General features: G+C 41.1%; 17 protein-coding genes. 8 read left to right on the forward strand and 9 right to left on the reverse strand.

What is annotated here, in order from left to right; genetic code table 11:
* Positions 1 to 34 precede the first annotated feature (34 nt).
* On the forward strand, positions 35 to 1,600 hold the full coding sequence (gene dnaB / locus BLP33_RS07050) for a replicative DNA helicase (protein WP_090525995.1): 1,566 nt from the start codon (positions 35 to 37) through the stop codon (positions 1,598 to 1,600).
* Between the two features lie 257 nt (positions 1,601 to 1,857).
* On the opposite strand, the gene BLP33_RS07060 is transcribed toward dnaB, so the two are convergent.
* Positions 1,858 to 3,711 (reverse strand): right-handed parallel beta-helix repeat-containing protein, encoded by a 1,854-nt coding sequence (locus BLP33_RS07060; protein WP_175489958.1) that lies wholly within the window; start codon positions 3,709 to 3,711, stop codon positions 1,858 to 1,860.
* Between the two features lie 356 nt (positions 3,712 to 4,067).
* Between BLP33_RS07060 and BLP33_RS07065 the strand changes: the two genes are divergently transcribed.
* Positions 4,068 to 5,759, forward strand: coding sequence for a sensor histidine kinase (locus tag BLP33_RS07065; RefSeq protein ID WP_090525998.1), 1,692 nt, complete (start codon positions 4,068 to 4,070; stop codon positions 5,757 to 5,759).
* Between the two features lie 70 nt (positions 5,760 to 5,829).
* Here BLP33_RS07065 and BLP33_RS07070 read toward each other — a convergent pair whose 3' ends face one another.
* From BLP33_RS07070 to BLP33_RS07080, 3 genes are all read right to left on the reverse strand, one after another.
* Positions 5,830 to 8,025, reverse strand: coding sequence for a carbohydrate binding family 9 domain-containing protein (locus BLP33_RS07070; RefSeq protein ID WP_090525999.1), 2,196 nt, complete (start codon positions 8,023 to 8,025; stop codon positions 5,830 to 5,832).
* A gap of 353 nt (positions 8,026 to 8,378) precedes the next feature.
* Positions 8,379 to 9,443 (reverse strand): M20 family metallo-hydrolase, encoded by a 1,065-nt coding sequence (locus BLP33_RS07075; protein ID WP_090526000.1) that lies wholly within the window; start codon positions 9,441 to 9,443, stop codon positions 8,379 to 8,381.
* A gap of 161 nt (positions 9,444 to 9,604) precedes the next feature.
* Positions 9,605 to 10,915, reverse strand: coding sequence for an MFS transporter (locus BLP33_RS07080; protein WP_090526001.1), 1,311 nt, complete (start codon positions 10,913 to 10,915; stop codon positions 9,605 to 9,607).
* Between the two features lie 145 nt (positions 10,916 to 11,060).
* Here BLP33_RS07080 and BLP33_RS07085 point away from each other — a divergent pair, with 145 nt between their 5' ends.
* The gene (locus BLP33_RS07085; RefSeq protein WP_090526002.1) at positions 11,061 to 12,347 is read left to right on the forward strand and encodes a DUF2851 family protein; all 1,287 of its coding nucleotides are present in this window, start codon (positions 11,061 to 11,063) and stop codon (positions 12,345 to 12,347) included.
* Positions 12,348 to 12,351: 4 nt separating this feature from the next.
* Complete coding sequence (locus BLP33_RS07090) at positions 12,352 to 12,573, forward strand: PspC domain-containing protein (protein ID WP_090526003.1); 222 nt, start codon at positions 12,352 to 12,354, stop codon at positions 12,571 to 12,573.
* Positions 12,574 to 12,679: 106 nt separating this feature from the next.
* Here BLP33_RS07090 and BLP33_RS07095 read toward each other — a convergent pair whose 3' ends face one another.
* Positions 12,680 to 13,039, reverse strand: a complete 360-nt coding sequence (locus BLP33_RS07095) for a DUF1493 family protein (RefSeq protein WP_090526004.1) — start codon at positions 13,037 to 13,039, stop codon at positions 12,680 to 12,682.
* 205 nt (positions 13,040 to 13,244) lie between these two features.
* Here BLP33_RS07095 and BLP33_RS07100 point away from each other — a divergent pair, with 205 nt between their 5' ends.
* Positions 13,245 to 13,934 carry an HAD family hydrolase gene (locus tag BLP33_RS07100; RefSeq protein WP_090526005.1) on the forward strand — a complete coding sequence of 230 codons (690 nt, stop codon included), beginning with the start codon at positions 13,245 to 13,247 and terminating at the stop codon, positions 13,932 to 13,934.
* Between the two features lie 62 nt (positions 13,935 to 13,996).
* On the opposite strand, the gene BLP33_RS07105 is transcribed toward BLP33_RS07100, so the two are convergent.
* Positions 13,997 to 14,509, reverse strand: coding sequence for a GNAT family N-acetyltransferase (locus tag BLP33_RS07105; protein ID WP_090526006.1), 513 nt, complete (start codon positions 14,507 to 14,509; stop codon positions 13,997 to 13,999).
* 100 nt (positions 14,510 to 14,609) lie between these two features.
* Positions 14,610 to 15,206, reverse strand: coding sequence for a hypothetical protein (locus BLP33_RS07110; RefSeq protein WP_090526007.1), 597 nt, complete (start codon positions 15,204 to 15,206; stop codon positions 14,610 to 14,612).
* Positions 15,207 to 15,349: 143 nt separating this feature from the next.
* Between BLP33_RS07110 and BLP33_RS07115 the strand changes: the two genes are divergently transcribed.
* Together BLP33_RS07115 and BLP33_RS07120 are read left to right on the forward strand one after the other, a co-directional pair.
* Positions 15,350 to 16,273, forward strand: coding sequence for a DnaJ C-terminal domain-containing protein (locus BLP33_RS07115; protein ID WP_090526008.1), 924 nt, complete (start codon positions 15,350 to 15,352; stop codon positions 16,271 to 16,273).
* 12 nt (positions 16,274 to 16,285) lie between these two features.
* Positions 16,286 to 16,573, forward strand: coding sequence for a chaperone modulator CbpM (locus tag BLP33_RS07120; RefSeq protein WP_090526009.1), 288 nt, complete (start codon positions 16,286 to 16,288; stop codon positions 16,571 to 16,573).
* A gap of 23 nt (positions 16,574 to 16,596) precedes the next feature.
* On the opposite strand, the gene BLP33_RS07125 is transcribed toward BLP33_RS07120, so the two are convergent.
* On the reverse strand, positions 16,597 to 18,282 hold the full coding sequence (locus tag BLP33_RS07125; protein ID WP_090526010.1) for a MutS-related protein: 1,686 nt from the start codon (positions 18,280 to 18,282) through the stop codon (positions 16,597 to 16,599).
* 92 nt (positions 18,283 to 18,374) lie between these two features.
* Here BLP33_RS07125 and BLP33_RS27165 point away from each other — a divergent pair, with 92 nt between their 5' ends.
* Positions 18,375 to 18,656 (forward strand): hypothetical protein, encoded by a 282-nt coding sequence (locus tag BLP33_RS27165; RefSeq protein WP_139159947.1) that lies wholly within the window; start codon positions 18,375 to 18,377, stop codon positions 18,654 to 18,656.
* A 170-nt stretch (positions 18,657 to 18,826) separates the two neighbouring features.
* Here the strand turns inward: BLP33_RS27165 and BLP33_RS07130 are convergent, their stop codons facing one another.
* Positions 18,827 to 19,603 (reverse strand): enoyl-CoA hydratase/isomerase family protein, encoded by a 777-nt coding sequence (locus BLP33_RS07130; protein WP_090526011.1) that lies wholly within the window; start codon positions 19,601 to 19,603, stop codon positions 18,827 to 18,829.
* Positions 19,604 to 19,635 lie beyond the last annotated feature (32 nt).

Raw genomic sequence — 19,635 nt, forward strand, 5'->3', positions numbered from 1 at the left:
TGTCGAAGCATTTTTTGTATATTTTTGTACCCTTATGAGTTTTGAGAATAACAACCAGTATAACAAGCCGAATACTTTTGAACGCCGCAGCCGGATCCCAAATCCTACGCCATTCATTGCAGGCGGAAAATTGCAGCCGCAGGCTACGGATTTGGAGGAAGCCGTTTTAGGTGCCCTTATGCTGGAGAAAGACGCCCTTTCATCTGTTATAGATGTTTTAAAACCCGAAGTTTTTTATCAAACCAATCATCAAAAGATTTTTTCTGCAATAAAAATCTTGTTTGAAAAAACACAGCCTGTAGATATCCTTACCGTGACTGCCGAATTGCGCAGGCTGGGCGAGCTTGAAATGGTTGGCGGTGCTTACTATATCACTGAACTTACAAGCCGCGTTGCATCGGCCGCCAATATCGAATTCCATTCGCGCATTATCATTCAAAAATTTATCCAGCGCGAACTGATCCGCATTTCTACAGAGGTGATCAACAATGCATATGAGGATACCGCCGATGTATTCGACCTGCTGGATATGGCCGAAAAAAATCTATTTGAAATAGCTCAGAGCAATTTACGCCGAGATGCCCGTAATATGGACGATCTTGTTCATGAGGCCCTACGCGATATTGAAGCCCTGAAGGATAAAAAGGATGGCTTAACAGGTGTTGCCTCTGGCTTTACCAACCTTGACCGGATGACGTCAGGTTGGCAAAAATCAGATCTGGTGATCATTGCGGCACGTCCGGCGATGGGAAAAACAGCTTTTGTATTAAGCTGTGCCCGTAATGCAGCCGTTGATTTTGACAAGCCAGTTGTGGTATTTTCGCTGGAGATGTCGTCTGTACAGTTAGTTAACCGTTTGATAGCCGGCGAAGCAGAAATTGAGCAGGAAAAAATCCGTAAAGGCACGCTTGAAGAATGGGAATGGCAGCAGGTACACTCTAAAATTGGCAGGCTTGAAAAAGCAACGTTCATCATTGATGATACACCTGCCCTAAACATCTTTGAGTTCAGGGCAAAATGTCGTCGTTTAAAATCGCAATATGATATCCAGCTTATCATTATCGACTACCTGCAGCTGATGCATGGCAAAGCTGAAGGCAAAGGTGGCGGGGGTAACCGTGAGCAAGAGATCAGCAGTATTTCACGTGCTTTAAAGTCGGTTGCCAAGGAGCTCAACGTACCGGTTATCGCACTTTCGCAGTTAAGCCGTGCGGTTGAAAGCCGGCCGGGCAACTCAAAAAGGCCAATGCTTTCAGACTTACGTGAATCGGGCGCTATTGAGCAGGACGCCGACATGGTATTGTTCCTTTATCGTCCCGAATATTACGGCCTGACCGAAGACGAGGACGGTAACCCTACCCAGGGTGTAGGCGAGGTAATCATAGCCAAGCACCGTAATGGTGAAACAGGTACCGTTCGACTTAAATTTGTGGGCAAATATGTTAAGTTCGCAAATCTTGAAGAAGGTATGGATGGCTTCCCTCCTCCGGCAGGTAACGCTTTCGCAGGCCTTGCCCCTTCACAGGATTTTGAAAAGCAGAGTAACTTCATTATACGTCCTTCAAGAATGGACGACATAGATGATGAGCCTCCGTTTTAGCCTCTCGGCTCCCCTAAAAGAAGAGTGTCAAAAGATATACAAACAAGAAAAGCTTTGCAATTGCAAAGCTTTTCTTGTTTGTAATAGTGAAAACAAACCCGCATATATATCATTTCAAAAGTTAGAGGTCGAGTTTATCCACTTAGGTTATAAAGTCACAAAACTGGCACAAGCTCCATCAAAGTTTGGAGGAGTAATCTACCCGGTACTCGCTGTCAAATAAACTACCATTCTGTTGGCACCTGTTCATCTTCCAATTACTCTTTTTGCTTTGTTAGCTGATTGTTATAAACCCTGGTGTCCTGACAGTCTTTTAAACTTATCAACTGATCAATATTTTTAATACTACCAGTTGTGGTTATTTTATTCCCTGTAACTTTAATTCCGGATGTACTTGAAGCCTCAAAAAACTGATCGTCCTTTAAAGTTATTTTATTACAGATTACCTGGATTCCGGAATGAACCCGAGCTGTTGATTTCACTCTGTTTTCCGGTGACAAGGCTATAACCGGCCCTCCACATTTATAAAACGTATTGTTTTTAATAGTAACATCTTTTACCGCTCCTGATTCATACCAGCTTGACGCATCGTCATTGATCATGATTGCGCTGTTGTGGGTCCGGTTAATGATATTGTTTTCAATTACTACTTTCCTGGGAGTGGTAACCAGGATACCCCTTGTCGGGATCTTTTCAATGGTATTGTGATGGATCCATACCCGTGGCGTGGCGGTAATGTTCTCCACCACATCTCCTGTTTGCATATCATCGGGCATCGGGTTGCTAAAATTTAGCAAAAATTCCCTGTTATTAAGCTTCTCAACTTTCGATACCTTATTATTTTGATAAGTAAGCAGGTTCGCCGGGTGAACAAGACCAATACTGTCATTAGCTGCAAAAGCATCAAATCCGTAAGTTTGATCATGCATGAACCTTACTTTGACCTGAGTTAAGGAAAGTTTTTCTGTTATTTTAAGAAAAGTGCCATGCACATTAATTGCATCGTCATTTGCTGCCGACAGGTATGAGCCTGCAATTTCAATTTTGCCACTACAACCCGAAAAATGCAGAATATCTGCCCAGGCGGCACACGTGCGACCATCTTTAGCCTTTACTACAACATGATTGAAACTTAGATTCTTACTAAACTGGCTTACTATTCCCATGCCATGCATAAAGTAAATACGGATGTTGTTTAAATTGATATTGCTGCTTTTTTGTATGAAAAAACCGGCACAATCACGGGTGACATCACGATTTTGATAGGTTAAGCCTTTTTTAAAGCCCGGATTGTTCTTGAAAAATATTCTCAGGCTATGCTCTCCTGTGGCTTCATAGCGGAGCCCCTCCTGAGGGATTTCCATTCTCGATAATTCGTTGGTGGCATGGTTATACACCTGCCAGTATGACCCGGGCTGATAGCTCCAGCCTTCTCCAAGCCATGTTAATGTACTGTCTTTAATACTGAATTTGTATTCGGTGTTAACCGCAGCATCGGCATATTTTGATGTCGTTGTTACCACGCTGAACTCGGAAACCGTTGGACGCTGGTAATCAAAACTCAAATCGTTCAATTTAATATGATGACTGTTATTGATATATATTTCGATCATTTTTCCGCGAAGGCCTACTGTGGCGCCGGCACCGTCAATATCCACAAACCTGCTACTATCAAGCATTAATGCAATTGCTTTTAATCCGTTAGGAACATCGTTGGTATTGGAAATCTGCAATTGGGCTTTGTAAGCGCCGTCCGGAAAAAAATCATACCACCCGGGGGCAAACCAGATCTTTACCGGCCTGTCTTTCGTTCCGTGGGCCATAATTGACAACGTTTCGAAAAACCCTCCCGGCGATAGTATTTCCACAACATCACCCGGCGATAAAATAAGCCGGTTGATACCTTTAAATGTTTTCCATGGCTTTAAACTGGTTAACCCGGTGTTGCCATCATTGCCCTTAACAGGATCGATATAATAGGTTCGATTGCCCGGAGAAACACTTCTTCCGGATGGAGCTAAATATTCAACAAGTTTATTTTGAGCTTTTAATACGTTGCATATCAGAAACGGACTTAAAAGTAACAGGCATTTTATTGTAAAATATCTCATGGTAAATATCAGGTTACTAATATATGGCGTATATGGTATAACATTTACGCTTAACATCTATAATTTTGGCCATCCACAACCAGCATTTAAAAATTACCTTGTCTTTACTTCATAACTTATGGTTAAAACAGCGATCCCTCTTTTATATAATATCCCATACATTTAACATAAGCGAAAATCATTCATTAAAATATAGGTTAAATATTTACCCCTGCACCAAAAGGCACTGACAGTCAAACGTGATGTCCATCGGTGATTATATTATTTTTATCATTATCATTGTTCTTCAAAACCATTAGCAACGACGGTATCAATTTCAGATTGACACCAGCCGGAACACTGATGAAAATAACTATATGAACGTTTTATCAAGAAAGATACTGCTTGCTTTTTTAGCCTTTACCATAATTTTAGTTATCGCTGCCCTTTTTGTAAGAGACAAGATCACAGAAAGATTAGCCCATACGGCACAGATCTCGCACCTTATGGACCTTAATAATTCCAGGCCCCAGCAGGCGCTGCTTTTACTTCACCAGGCCGAGGATTTATTTCAATCCTCACTCGTAGATGCCGACGCTGCTAAGGCTCAGGCTTATCAGGCCAAACTTTCACTGGCTTTTGCTGAAATTGATACCCTATTAAACATGCAGCATGACACTACCAAACTAAATGCCGAACAGCGTTCTCAACTTCATACATGGCACAACCAAAAGGTAAAACTATCTGCCGATCTTCTTTCTGCCCGGCACGACTTTGATTCCCTGCTCACAACCTATTCAGATTACAGCACAGCGACCGTTCAAAATAAACTTGCCGTAAAAAGTAGCCGTACGGTACAAAACAGCAGCGACACCTTAACCCAACCCGGCCAGGTAAAACGAAAAGGTTTTTTTGCAAGAATTAAAGAAGCCATAAAGAACAAAAACGCCTATGCAACCAATTCGGGCGGTGTTGTTATCAACCACCGGACCCGAATTTATGTCGACTCGGTTACGCAAAAACTCCGCAATAAAGATCAATCCAACTATCTCAATAAAATCAGGCAATTACAACAAAGCAACCACAAATTACAGGAAGCGCAAAGACAGCTCATCGCCCTTAATATGCGCATTACCCATAAAATGGAGCAGTTAATTAGTACCATTAAGGATATAAATTACAGCATGACCGATGCCTTTAAGGGTTTAGCCTTTAACAGTTACCTGGAAACAACACGTTTGCTAAACAGGCTTTACCTTGTTGCACTTTTGTTGCTTCTGGCTTTTGCAGTGTTGTTGATTGTGTTTGTTATTAAGCTGGGGCGATCTGAAGAGCTTTTGCTGAAGGAGAACGAACGGGCCGTAATGATAGCGCGTCAAAAAATGGACCTGCTGCTGCACATGAGCCATGAAATCCGTAATCCGCTCACATCTATAAATGGTTTTTTATACATTTTCAGCAGAACGACGCTCACTCCAAAACAATCAGAAATGTTGGGAACAGTGCGGGCATCATCCGATTTGCTACTGCAAACGCTCAATGATACCCTTGATGCCGCAAAAATGGAAAGCAGCGAACTCAAAATCCATCATGATCCTTTTTGCCCGGATAAAACGTTAAAAGAAGTAATTGAAAGCATGGCATTTAGTGCTGATAAAAAACAATTGGAATTAAATTATCATTTTGAAGGCGATCCGGAAGCTGAAGTTTTGGGTGATAGTTTCAGGTTAAAGCAGATTATCGTAAACCTTGTTAGCAATGCTATCAAATATACCGATACAGGAAACGTAAAGATCAAAGCAGCGCTAAAATTATCCGACAGCAAAGGCGGACTAACAGTTGATATTAGCGATACAGGAGCCGGTATAAGCCAGGAACAACAGATTAACCTGTTTTCAAAATATTACCAAACCAATTCGGCAAAAGGAAATACCGGTACAGGTCTTGGTTTATACATTTGCAAACAATTGATTGAATTGCAAAAAGGTAATATCACCGTAAAAAGCGATGCGGGCAAAGGAAGTACTTTTAGTTTTGAAATCCCTTACGAAAAGTATAAAATAGATTAATTGCCGGCGTTTTATTTAAAATTTGATGTATATACCCAGAATCTTAAAAAACTCTTTATTCTCCAGCTAATTATAAGTTACACCAGTACGTCCATTTTAACGTTAACTGTCTGTTTTTTACTGTATACGGTGATGGCGTGGTATTATCGCCGTAAACAATAAACAGGTCGGACGCAGGCTTATAGCGCCATTGCAGGCGGGTATTAATGTTGATATTATCCACCTGCTCATTATATTGTATATAGGTGGTAAAATACAAGCTATTGGTGAAGGTAACATCAATTTTTGGCCCTACCAGCCAGAACGTATTATGGCCAAATGGCTGCGGCAACCTTAAATCATTGAAGGAGGTATTGATAGCAATATTTACATAAGGTTGAAAACGATAGCCTATTAAACTTGTAAAGCTATTGCGTACGCCCTTATCATAATACCCACCGTGCGATGCTTCCAGCAAATAGGTAAACACATTTTGCGGCTTCGACACAAACTGCACATCAATAGTGTTCCAGTTATGCTCAGAGCCGGTAGGTAATAAACCTTTACCGATATTAGTTGGATCATAAGGCCTCAGAAGGCGCACATAATCATTTATACCGGACACCGACAGTGTTGCCCGGTTACGGAATGTGATCAAATATGACAGGATACTTTCATTATCAGTACGGTGAAACGACTCATCGAAGAAATAATTAGAGGTAAGCTGGATGCCATGGCTTAGAATATTACCCTGCTTAGGAAAAAAATTACGGAGTAACAGCGGGCTTAACTTCACATAACCAACACGGGGAACATAGCCTACTTCGGCATTGTAATTTTTACCTACGTACTCCTCCTGCATATAAAGCGTCCAGTATTTGCTCAGGTATTGGAAATGATCGGATACCACGTAATCATGCCCGCTCACGCCGGGCGTAAATGATTTAAGGGCCAGTACTTTGCCTGTCCAGATATTACTGCGCGAGGCAAGGTTAAACTCTGCGCCTATATTACGGTTATAGGCAGTTGAACCGGTATTGGTGCCGGGAATATTGGCGGTAGCGTCCTTATTTACAAACAGGAAAGCGATGTTTGAGCGATCAAGGATCCGTCTTTGCAGGGTAATGATGCCATAATTTTCAGAAGCCTGCTGGGCGCTGCCCGAGCCGCCTGTTTGAATATCCATAGCGCCAATACGCCAGTCCTTATCTAATTTGCCGGTCAATCTTGCTCCAAAATCAATCGGTACGGTGAGGCCTATCCGCCTTGAAAAAAAAGGGCGAATATCAGAGTAACCAAAGTTGGCAAACAGGTCACCGTTTTCTAAAAAGAATTGCCGTTTTTCGGGGAAGAAAAGTTCGTATCTGTTGAGGTTGATCACCTGTTGATCAACATCAACCTGCGAAAAATCGGGATTGACTGTTAAATCGAGGTTAAGGGCTGGTGTAACGGAGATCTTGGCGTCCCCTCCTATTTCATGTTTATATTCGGTTTTGGTATTATGCTGATAATCTTTAGATAAACCCGTAAGCGCGTATGGGATTATAGATACGTTGCTGCTGGCTGTTGGGGGCGCTTCGTCCCAAACAAGTGTGCCGGTATAAGCCAATGAAGCTGTAGGGAATTGCCGTGGGATGGGTGTCCAGCTTGATTTTTCGGCAGTCTTGAGATCATTACGGCTAAAGTTGATCCCCCATTCCTTTATGCCTTTTTTATAACGGATACTCTTAAATGGGATGGATGCTTCCCAAACCCATTTATCAGGATAATTTTTTACTGCCGAATACCAGCGGTTATCCCAGCTCAGGTCAACCTTGCCGCCTTCATACATGCTGCCGTCCCACTGCCCTCCCGCCGCGTTGGCACCAAAACTAAAGCCATCGGTGCGGGCATCAAATGGATCCATGAAAATCAGGAAGTTATCATTTTTTACAAAACTGAAATCACGTTTTAACGATTCAACCATGTAAGGCCCCGGTACCGAATTATAATTGATAGCTATGATGTACAGGTTTTTATCATCGTAGGTCATCCGCACCTCGGTTTTAACAGTAGCCTTGCTGGTATCCATCGGCAGCACCATGAAAAAATCTCCCGCCGAATCAGCCTGCATCCAGGCTTGCTCATTCATCACTCCGTCTATATTAATAGCCGAAGCAGCCCTGCGGATATGGTACTTATACCCCGCGTTCTTTTTTTGAGCCGATGCATAAAAGGAGGTTATACAGCATAAGATGATGAGCAAGAATGTTTTTGCCGAAAGCCAGCAGTAGCGTTTTAAGGGCATTAAGATAAGGGTATATAAACTTATTGGTTCACGAATTTTAAAACTACATTTTTTTAGTAAAAATCAACGCCTTGTATCATATAATTTACGGCCTGGGTTCTACACAAACAATTACATATCTGACAATCAGTACATTACACACAATTCGTATAAAGTAGAGTTAATCTTATAACCAACAGCCCGCTTAACCGATTGGTTAAGCGGGCTGTTGGTTACCCGTTATCATATGTTTGAAATCCTGCGGGCTTTGAAAGGCAATAACAAAGCCGGAGAATCCAGACTTACGAAGTTTGAAAAGTTCTTAAGTCTGGATTCTGCAACAGAATTATGGGTAACTTTTTATTTTTAAAATGTTAATTAATACTTTCCAACATCTTAATATACAACTCAATGCCTTCCCTGATCTCATCTACATAAACAAACTCATCGGCAGTATGTGAACGTGCGGAATCGCCGGGGCCAACTTTAATGGACGGGATATCCAGCAATGATTGATCTGATGTTGTTGGTGAGCCATAGGTGATACGGCCAAGCGCTATACCAGCCTGAACTATGGGATGTTCTTTAGGGATAGATGATGGTTTTAACCTGATAGAACGCGGTTTTACATCGCTGGCAACATGCTCACGGATAATCTCCAGTACTTCCTCATTACGATAAGCATCAGTTACACGCACGTCAACAGTATACACGCAGCTGGCAGGCACAACGTTGTGTTGTGAGCCGGCATTAATAATAGTCACCGACATTTTTATCGGTCCAAAAACTTCTGATTCTTTCGGAAATTTAAAAGTACGGAACCATTCAATATCTGTTAACGCTTTGTAGATAGCGTTCTCACCTTCTTCGCGGGCGGCATGGCCGGCACGCCCATGAGCGGTACAATCCAACACCATTAAACCCCGTTCGGCAATTGCCAACTGCATCAGGGTTGGCTCACCTACTATACCAAAAGATAGTTGCCCCAAATCGGGAATAATCAGTTCCAGACCATTTACGCCTGAAATTTCTTCTTCAGCGGTAGTCGCCAGGCAGAAATTATATTTCAGGTTTCCCTTATCATGAAAATAAAGAAATACCGCTATAAGTGAAACAAGACAGCCTCCGGCATCATTACTACCAAGGCCATATAATTTACCATCTTCAATTTTGGCATCGTAAGGATCGCGTGTATAGCCCGAATTGGGTTTAACGGTATCATGATGTGAGTTAAGGAGGATAGTTTCTTTAGCCGGGTCGAAATGTTTATTCCAGGCCCAGATATTGTTAAGCTTACGATGAGTGGTTACCCCATGCGACTGCAGGAATTCGTTGATCAGATCGGCGGTGCGGTCTTCCTCTTTACTAAACGATGGAATGGATATTAGTTGTTGCAGTAATGTTACCGCCAGTTGAAATAAATTGCTTGTGTCAGTCATAAATTTAAGGGTTATCCCTTGTAATGAACGGGCAAAATTAACACTTTTTATTTATGTGGATGAAATACATTTCCTGAACATTAAGTCACTTTAATAGATTTACAAGTAACTTAATATTCACCTAACGCAAACATTACATATCATTTGTAATCTGCACATTTTCAAATCTGCTCATCTTCCATTTTTGAATGTTTGCGGGTATCATTCATGGTGATATATAAAACCAACGATAGCCCGATACAAACAGTTACATACCAATAAAACCATTGCGCATGATGTTCATTTTTGAACCACAGGGCAATATATTCGGCAGTGCCGCCAAACAGGGATACGGCTATTGCATAAGGAAAACCTACGCCCAGGGCGCGCACATTGGCCGGAAAAAGTTCGGCCTTAACAACAGCATTGATTGAGGTATAGCCGCTTACAATGACCAGCGCGCAAAGGATCAGCGCGAATGCAACCCATACATCTTTAGTATGGCTTAGCAATGTCATGATAGGAATTGTACAAAGCGTACCCAATATGCCGAAACCAATTAGTAATGGCTTCCGGCCAACTTTATCCGACAGTAAGCCAAATAAAGGTTGTATCACCATAAATACAGCTAATGTTAAGGTTGAGATGAGCGTAGCGGCGCTCTTACTGAAGCCGGACGTATTAACCAAAAACTTTTGCATATAGGTGGTAAAGGTGTAAAACGCCAGTGTGCCGCCAATGGTTAATCCAATTACCGTAAAAACAGCTTTAGGATGCTTTGTTAAAGCTTTTATAGTGCCATTCAAGGCATCAGCTTTTTTACTTTCTTTATCAAACGATGCTGATTCCTGTAAGCTTCGCCTTAAATACATAGTGGTGACAGCCAGTATTGCCCCGATTCCAAATGGAATGCGCCAACCCCAGTCATGCAATTGTTTTTCAGATAAAAACGCTCTTTGCAGCAAAACCAAAACACCCAATGCCAGTAATTGCCCCATAATGAGCGTTACATATTGAAAGCTTGAGTAAAAACCACGGTGCTTTTTTGTAGCCATTTCACTCAGGTAAGTGGCGCTGGTTCCATACTCCCCTCCTACGCTCAGGCCCTGGATAATGCGGGCCAACACCAGCAGTATAGGCGCAGCAACACCGATGGTTTTGTAGCCAGGTGTTATAGCAATGATCAATGAACCAACGCTCATAAGCAATACAGAAAATGTAAGCGCAGTTTTACGGCCGCGCTTATCCGCAAAGGTCCCCATTACCCAACCGCCTATAGGGCGCATTAAAAAGCCGATGGCAAAAATACCGGCTGTGTTTAAAAGCTGTACGGTTTGATTATCTGAAGGAAAAAAAGCATCTGAAAAATAAAGGGAAAAGGCAGTGTAAGCATACCAGTCATACCATTCAACCAAATTTCCCAGCGATCCGCCTATGATGGACTTGATGCGTCCGCCCGTGGTTTGGGGTATTGGTGATTTTATTTCATTCATAGGTTTGGCAGATATTGTTGGTTTCCGTAATATTAGGAATTTTAAAATAGAGGCGCAATACCAATATAATAACCGGCATATTTGCTTTAATAAAAACTTATTCAACCTAATCTAATACGCTCAACCATTCACCCAAACCACAACCATGCTTTTCACCGAAGATTTTTTGCACTACATCTGGAAATTCAGGCTTTTTGAGCGCGAAAACCTTCAAACTATAGATGGTGAGGAACTGGAGATCTTTTCGGCAGGGCTGCACAATTCAGATTCAGGTCCCGATTTTCATAATGCGAGGATCCGTATTGGCGAAACTGTTTGGGCAGGTAATGTAGAAGTGCACCTTTCCGCGTCCGACTGGCAAAAGCATGGCCATACTAATGATGGCGCTTATGATAATGTGATATTACATGTGGTTTATCGTAACGATATGCAGTTGTTTTTACCAAACGGGCGCAAAGTTCCAACACTTGAACTGCAAAACCGTATTAGTGAAGAGCTTTATAACAAATATCATAAGCTGGTTTTCGGTAACCAGAGTTTTATACCCTGCGAAAACGGCATCGCTACAGTGGATGCCCTCACCATGCAAAACTGGCTTACCCGCGTGCTGGTTGAGCGGATGGAAAAACGATCGGCAAATGTGGCAGCGGCTCTGGCACTTAATAAAGGCGATTGGGAGGAAACTTTTTACCAGTTTTTAGCGGCAAACTTTGGTTTTAAAGTAAACGCCCTCCCGTTTGAGCTGATGGCTAAATCGCTGCCTCAGCTTATCCTCGCCAAAAACAAAAACAGCCCGATGCAAATTGAAGCTTTGATATTTGGGCAGGCAGGCTTTTTAGAGGGTGAATTTAAAGATGATTATCCCCTCAAACTTCAAAAGGAGTATGAATATCTGCGTAAAAAATACAACCTTAAACCTATAGAAAGCCACCTGTGGAAGTTTATGCGGCTAAGGCCCCAAAACTTTCCAACCATCAGGCTGGCGCAATTTGCCGCACTTATCGTACAGTCAAACCACCTGTTATCTAAAATATTAGAGATTAAAGAGGTAAAAGCACTGCGTAGTTTATTTACAGAGATCAAAGTAAACGATTACTGGGAGGACCATTACCGGTTTGATGTGCAATCCAAGCCGTCATCAAAAAATATGGGCGATGGTTCTGTTGATATTTTGCTGCTCAATGCAGTGGCCTTGTTCCTGTTTAGTTACGGCAAGCAGCATCAGCAGCAATATTATATTAGCCGTAGTCTTAAATTGTTAGAAAATTTACCGGCCGAAAAAAACAATATTATTGCTGATTTTGTTAACTTAGGAGTGAAAATTGAAACTGCGTTTGAATCACAGGCATTGCTTGAGTTAAAAAATAATTACTGCAACTATAAGAAATGCCTGCAATGCGGCGTTGGTAATAAGATACTAAAACTGGCTTGACACCATGCTACAGCGGATACTTACTTTTTTTGAACGGTACTCTTTTGGTGTATGCACCTACCTTGGCGAACGCTTTAATATCTCGATCTCCAAGATCAGGCTTTTCTTTATCTACTCCTCATTCCTGGCGGTAGGCTTCCCGCTTATATTTTATTTTTTTGCAGGTGTTGTATTGGATATCCGGAACTTCATTAAACGCAAGCATACCGGGGTTACTGATCTTTAACCGCTGATCATTTCTGATTACGTTGATTTCGCTTATTTTTATTGGGAGATTTCACCGATTATTCCCTGCTTTCACCGATTTTGATTAGTGAAAGCACATCTTCTCATTAAACCAATTTGCCAGTTTTTACAGCATCTTGTAAGTTGCGCACCTTAAATTTGGGAGTATAGCAATATTGGGCCAGTTGTTTAACCCATGTAGTATTGTAGCCAAACATCAGTTTAATAACTTTTACCCGGGTTGAACCTTTGGGATAGCCATATTTATACCAACTGAATTTAGATGGATCTATATTGAACTGTTCGGCAAAATCAGCAAGAAAAAGGTCTATCTCAATGTCAAAAATATCCAGATCAAGATCAATACTGGTATCGAGGTTCAGGCTATGCGGATCAACCTTATGTATCTTATACCTGTTGCAATAATCAACTATAAATTCTTTTAAGGGTGGCAGTATCTCTTCCATTTAAACGAATGTTAATTTGACCATTTAAGTTATGAGACGTAGCTTTTTAAATAAGGTTGCATACAAATTTACTTTATTTTTAAATCGTTTAAATTGAACCTGATAGTTAATAAATGTTAAATATTTATTGCTGTACAATGGAGCTTTATGCTACTAAAATCAACCTGATGTATTATTATTGCACCAGGTAAACCAGATACTTCAAATGAACCTAAAAGTAATTGCCTTTGATGCCGACGACACCCTTTGGGTAAATGAACCTTACTTTCAAGCCACCGAAGAAAGGTTTTGCAGTCTGCTCGAAAATTTTTCGCCACAGCACACCATTTCCAAAGAGCTTTTTAAAGTTGAGGTTGATAACCTCCCACTTTATGGCTACGGGATAAAAGGCTATATCCTCAGCATGATAGAGGCAGCATTGAGCATTTCTGAAAAAAATATTAGCGTTGATGTAGTGGAAACCATATTACAATATGGTAAGGATATGCTTAATCAACCGATAGAGTTACTGAACGAGGTAGAACATGTTTTATCCTCATTAAAAGATCATTACAGACTGGTGGTAGCCACCAAAGGCGATCTGCTTGACCAGGAGCGGAAGCTCAAAAAATCAGGGCTGGCACATTACTTTCACCATATCGAAATTATGAGTGATAAAAAGGAGGATGATTATATCAAGCTGATCAAACACCTTGACATCAATCCCGATGAGTTTATGATGATCGGCAATTCCTTAAAATCAGATGTAATGCCCGTGATCAACATTGGCGGGCATGCTGTTCACGTACCCTATCATACAACCTGGGCGCACGAACACGTAGAAACCGTTTTAACACACGAAAACTTCAAACATGTGCATAAGATCAGTGAAGTATTGGAATTTGTGAAGTTCTAAGTCTTGAGTCCTAAGTCGATTATACCAATTTAACTTTTGACTCAAGACTTAGAACTTAGGACTTAAACGCTCTTCTCCATTACAATTAGCTCAATATGCTGTTTGGCGTCACCAAAACGGCCATGCGCATGAAAAGGCTGGATTTCGCCGGTTGGTTTGTAGCCGCGGCGCTCATACCAGCTTATCAGTTCGGAGCGGATGCTGATTACCGTCATAGTTAAAGTATTGCAGTTATACTTACGCGCGTAAACTTCAGCTTCTTCTATCAGTGCGCGGCCCACACCTTTATTCTGCAATAATGGTGATACACTAAACATGCCAACATACAACTTTGGAGTTCTGACTTCAAGATAAACAGTACCCGTAATATTGCCCTCCTCATCAGTATGTTTTAAAATGATAATATTTTCATTATTCATATACCCTGCAAGAGTTTGTTCATCAATGCGGGCACCACCAATTAAGTCGGCCTCAGTTGTCCAACCCCGTTTGGAGCTTTCACCACGGTAAGCGCTGTTTACTAAAACATTAAGTTCGGGTACGTCGGTAAGTGTAGCTTGGGTTATTACAGGCATATGATTAATTTAAGGATGCCAAAGGTAATGGTTGTACGTTCTAAATAAAAGGCCTCAAATTACCATTTTGAAGTTTGTACCTTAATTAATTCTGCTTAATTCATAAATCAGCAACCTTTCGGCGCTTCACAAAGCCTATCCCGATAATCGTTAAAGGCAATAACAATAATACATCGGCCACATGGGCTAACAATAAGATCCTTAAAATCCGGCTTACCGGGAAAGCTACAGCTGCAAGGCCTACCAGCAAACCAAGCCAAACAGGTACTGCTTTTTTACGGACAAGGTTTATAGCTAACACCAATAGACTTAACGGGAACAACGGGCCTGCCCAAAAAAGCAACAAACCCGAACTGACGGGATATTGCTGTAAAACACCGAGATAATTATGATGAGAAATTTTAAATATAGTTGATAAATATCCCAACATGCCAAACCCTATCCCACCCATACAGCATCCATAAATCGCTATCAACAAACCTATCGCTGAATAAAACGGCATGTTGTGCTTTAACAAGCCAAATAACCCATACAAAGCCGGGATCCAAAATACTGTTGACAGGCAGATCAGCGTTGCGGCCGTTACCCCGTATTGTCCATCTACCCAAAAAAATGTTGATATGCAAAACAGCAATGGTGCTGTAATAAGGCACAAGCCAGGCAATATTTGTTGCTGGAAATCAATTTCGGCTTTCATAATTTAAAAGATTTACCAGCTATGACCGTAACATGCTATCGTAGGTTACACTTATATCAAATGACATTAAAAAAGCCATAAGTTTTAAAACCAAGCTGTATATTTAGTAGTTAATAACACATCTGTTTATATTAAACCCCGCCATGGCTTTTATAGATTATTACAAAGTATTAGAGCTCGACAAAAATGCATCCGAAAAGGATATTAAAAATGCTTACCGTAAACTGGCCCGCAAATATCACCCCGATCTTAACCCTAATGACGAAGATGCCCACAAAAAATTCCAGCAGCTAAACGAAGCAAATGAAGTATTAAGTGACCCGGAAAAGCGAAAGAAGTACGACAAATATGGCGAAAACTGGCAGCATGGCGAAGCATACGAACAACAGGCGCGCCAACAGGCCGGTGCACAAGGAGGTTTTGGTGGCTATGGGGGCTTTAACGGAGCCGAAGGATTTGGTAGCGCCGAAGGGTTTGGAAGTGACGATTTTTCAGATTTCTTTCAATCGATGTTTGGCGGTGCAGGAGGCGCGCGTAGCGGCAGGCAGGCAAAATACCGCGGGCAGGACTATAACGCCTCGTTAAGTTTAAACCTTCGAGACGTTCTTGAAACACATAAGCAAACGTTGACTGTCAATGGCAAAAACATCCGGATAACTATACCCGCAGGTATTGAAAACGGGCAAACTATCAAAATAGCCGGGCATGGCGCCCCGGGTGTAAACGGCGGCCCCGCCGGAGATCTGTATATTCAGTTTAATGTTGCACCTGATGCAAATTTTAAGCGTGATGGTAATAATTTGTACACCACGTTGAAACTTGACCTGTACACTGCAGTTTTAGGTGGAGAAATAACTGCCGATACATTAAACGGCAAAGTTAAAGTGAAAGTAAAACCTGAAACTCAAAACGGCACTAAAGTAAAACTCAAAGGCAAAGGTATGCCCGTTTATAAAAAAGAGAATGAATTTGGCGATCTGTACCTGACCTATGATATCCAAACCCCTACCAACCTTACCGAAAAGCAGAAACAATTATTTGAAGAACTGGCAAAATCCTCAGCCTAAATTAAAAACATTATGAAAACAGCAGAATTAATAGCAGCAAACGATTTTTGTGTATATCATAATGTTGAATACACGTTCATCACATCTTTACATGAAGCAGGCCTGGTTGAGGTAACCATCATTAATGAAATCGTCTTCATTCCTCAAACTGAACTTCAAAAGCTGGAAAAACTGGTGAGCCTGTACGAATTGGATATTAACGTAGCCGGCATTGAAGCTATCTCCCACCTGCTTGACCGGGTTGAAAAATTACAGGAAGATATGCGGTATTTAAAAAACAGGTTGAGCTTATATGAATAAGAAAGCTTTTTTTTCAGGAATGCTTAAACCAAATATTTATTCATCATCCGCTCGCTTACAATATTGGCTTCATCGATAACAGGTTCTGGATATCCCATGGATTTGAGTATGGCGATTCCGTTAGTGTTTTTAAGCAGGCCCTGCTTCAGGATATAGTCAAATACCAGCATGCGCCCGTCTTTTGATTCTGAAAAGGAATATACAACAAAATCTTCGTCGAGCAGTTCGGCCAGTTCAAGGTCATGGGTTGATACAAAAACAAAATTTTGGTTAGCGGTAATGTACGAAAGCGCAGACTTAGCCGCCGCTATACGTTCGATGGTATTGGTACCCCTGAAAATCTCATCGATGATCACAAGGCTTTTTATATCCTCTTTCTGAGAACTGTTATCAATGATATCTAAAATAGCTAAGGCCTGTGCCTGAAAATAACTCTTGTGTTCATCAATGTTATCGCTGGTTTTGATGCTGGTTTGTATTTTGAGAAAAGGAGCCTTATAGGCCTTTGCACAACTTGTAAATATAGTTTGCGATAGCAGCGTATTTAATGCCAGCGCTTTAATAAATGTAGTTTTGCCAGACATGTTTGACCCTGTGATCAATGCGCCCCTGTCTGCATCAGTTGTATAAAGGGAGTTGGTTACACAGTTAGCTACTAATGGGTGAAATAGTTCGGTAATCTCTATTTTGCCATCAACACCAGTAAACGCGGGTTTTGAATAAAAAGGCATTCCGTCACGTATTGATTGTATGGCTATCAGTGTATCGGCCCGGCCAATAAATTTATACACTTCTTTAATATCCTCGCGGTATTTACTGACTTGTTTTAATGATGATGTATAAATATTGGGCTCAATCACAAAAAGCAGTTTAAATAAATGGAAGGCTGCGTAAGCAATATCACTTTTACCATTCACGAAGCCGCTTTCTATATTTACAAACTTAAGCGCTCGTTTTAAACCTCGTAGGCTGGTAAGGGAACGCTTTACCTCGGGTACCTGACCAAATTTCCCACTTTTAACTAACGCCACTGCAACTTTATACATTACCAGCAATTGCGGTAACGATTTGGTATACCCTGAAATAGCCTTGCGGTTGCCGAAGTAAATAACAATGTTGTACGCAAACAACAATAGCAAAAAGATAAAGCTAAAAATGTTAGGAATAACAATCAGCGATAATAACGCAGCCAGGATCAGAAAAGGTGAAACCTTTATATAAAAATTAATTACCGATGCAAATACCGGTTCATGTGCCCTGAGAAAAAGATCGGCTATAAAATAAGCATCGGGGTGGTTAAGTTTTGACAATTCCACTTCAAGCAATTCGCGGCCGGGTATATCCATGTTAAGATCCTCAATATCATTGTCGAGGTCATGCAAAACATCAAGCTCGGTTGTAGGGCAATGTAATAAATTAAACAAGTATTGTTTACCAGGCTTACTGTTTGTTCTGTCGATATAATTGAAAACACTTATCAGGTCAAGGTCGTCGGCTGTTTGAGCCGAAAGCTTGTTTTTACTATCTTCCGAATCCAGGTAAATCTTTATTAAGTCAAAGTTTCGGCGGGCGTTAACCGGTTTGCCCCACTTCTCCTGAATTTTTATCAGCTGCTTTTTTGCCCAGCGTAATTTATCATAATACGACTTAATATAAAGCACTCCAATTACGATAAAGACAACTATCGCAGAAAAAACAAAGTAATACATATCTAAAAATATAAAAATTTAATTAAACCAACTTATCTATCGCCAGTCATAATTATGTATTACAATTCAGGTATTAACTAAAATTTACGACCATGAAATTTATCCGATTTTCAATAATAGCTTTTGTGATGATGTTTTCATTTCAATTTGCAAAAGCTCAAAGCATAAGTATCAGCGCGCATTTTGGCCGTCCTTATCATAGGGTAGTTTACACAAGTGGATATTACGAAGCACCTGTTTACTATGGCAGGGACGTTTATTATGACCGTCCTGTTTATTATGGTCGTCCGCGCTATTACGCAGCAAGATATTATGATGCGCCGGTATACTATCAAAGACACTATCGTGTTCATCGTTATTGCAGGCACTGGTAAAAAAATAAAGCCTCCGGGTTGCCGGAGGCTTTATTATAATATGTAACTATGCCAGTATAAAACGATCATATACATTAACCAATGCCATTTAGATGTACACAAAATTAGCCCCGTTAAAAATGAGAGGTTTTAAGGGTTGTGTAAAAATACAGGCAGTTATTACTCAAATATTACTTGGTTCTATCCTTAAAAAAAGAATGTAATGCCCGTTGCGTAAATTCTGATAAAACCAGCTCACCACTTATAGCCGCACGTTGTTTAAGCAATTCATCCCAATCAGCAGTGCCTTCCCAAAGTACCTGTTTTAAGCCAGTAAGTGCTGCCGGGTTATATGAAGCTAATTTTTGAGTAAGCTCATATACAGCCGCATCAAGACTAGGAGTATCTTCATAAACCTCATTATACAAGCCGTTTTGCTTTGCCCATTGGGCAGTTTGAAAATCTGACGCCCTGATAGTGAGCTGTGAAAATGCTGATAACCCTATTTTACGGATCACAGCGGGGGCTATCACAAAGGGGCCAATACCTATAGTAAGCTCACTTAACTTTATTGATGCCGCCTCGCTGGCCAGGCTATAATCGGCAGCGGCGGCAAGGCCAACCCCACCTCCAACTGTTTTACCCTGTACCCTCGCAATTATTATTTTAGGGCATTTGCGGCAGGCACTAATCACGTTAGAAAACCCTTCAAAAAATAACGCGCCGGTCTCCCTATCCTTAATTTGCAACAGCTCGTCAAAGCTTGCCCCCGCGCAAAAAGTACGATCGCCCGTGCTTTTTAAAACAATGACTTTTGTTTCCGGATCATTACCGGCGCTGAATACCGCATCGGCAAGTTGTTTTAATAGCGCCGAGGGCAGGGAGTTTTGTGCCGGATGATAAAAACAAATGGTAGTTACACCATCAGGCTCATTTACAATGGATACATTTCCGTTTTCGGCAGGCATATTTTATTTTTTATATCAGATGGTTTTCCAAC

Origin of the sequence: Mucilaginibacter sp. NFR10 (assembly GCF_900100445.1) — a bacterium.
Classification (GTDB): Bacteria; Bacteroidota; Bacteroidia; order Sphingobacteriales; family Sphingobacteriaceae; genus Mucilaginibacter; species Mucilaginibacter rubeus.